The sequence below is a fragment of the Actinotalea sp. JY-7885 genome (genome assembly GCF_014525465.1).
Taxonomy (GTDB): Bacteria; Actinomycetota; Actinomycetes; order Actinomycetales; family Cellulomonadaceae; genus Actinotalea.
In genome coordinates, this window is sequence record NZ_JACEXH010000334.1 from 1 (window position 1) to 937 (window position 937).

Annotated in this window: 1 protein-coding gene; it reads left to right on the forward strand. The window is 79.0% G+C overall.

Going from position 1 to position 937, the window contains the following annotated elements; translation table 11 throughout:
• A partial coding sequence (locus tag IDM29_RS16825) for an FtsX-like permease family protein (protein ID WP_188037853.1) occupies positions 1-885 on the forward strand: 885 nt, incomplete at its 5' end.
• Between the last annotated feature and the right edge of the window lie 52 nt (positions 886-937).

Sequence of the window (937 nt, forward strand, 5' to 3'; positions counted from 1 at the left end):
GTCGTCGTCGCGGGGGACCTGCGCGACCTGCGGCAGACCGGGGCCCGGGCGGCGGCGACCACCTGGCCGGAGGCGGCCGCGCGCCCCGGGGCCGTCGTCGTCCCCGCGGTGATCAGCGAGAGCGCGGCCGCGCGCTGGGGCAGCGGGCCGGGTGGCCGCCTCGTCCTGGGTGTCGGCGACGTGTCCGTCGACCTGGTGGTGACCGACGTCGTGCCGCGCGTGCCGACGTCGCGGTCCGGCGACCAGGTGGCGGTGGACCACACGTCCCTGGTACGCCGTCTCGCGGTGCTGGGGCGCGAGGACCTGGACCCGACGCACTGGTGGGTGGACGTCCCGGCCGCGCAGGTGGACCACTACCTCGCCGGCCTGCCCGACGACGCGGCCGGCGTCCCGCTCGGCGAGAGCGGGCGGAGCGTCGCAGGGCTGACGCGCGACCTGCGGGAGGGACCGCTGCACGTCACGCTGCCCCTCGCGCTGCGGCTCGTCACGCTCGCGGCGGCCCTGGTGGCCCTCCTCGGCTACGCGGTGCACACGACGATGACGCTCCGCTCGCGCGACGTCGAGCTGGCCCAGCTGCGCGCGGTCGGGCTGCAGCGCTCGCGCCTGGTCGGCGTCGTGACCGTGGAGGCGCTGGTGGTGTGCGGCCTCGGCGGGGTGGTGGGCGTCGCGGTCGGGCTCCTCGTCGCCCGCGTGGTCGGACCGCTGGTCGCCGTCGCGCCCGACGGGAGCGCGCCGGTGCCGTCCGTGGTCGTCGACGTGCCGTGGGGGGACGTCGGGCTCGTGCTCGCCCTCGTGGCGGCGGCCGCCGCGGTGACGGCCGTGGGTGCGGCGACCCGGCAGCGGACCGCCGACCCGGGCGCCATCCTGCGATCGGCGTCGCGGTGATCGGGCGCCGTCGGCCGCGCCGGCCGGTCCTCACCTCGACGCCCGGGAGGGC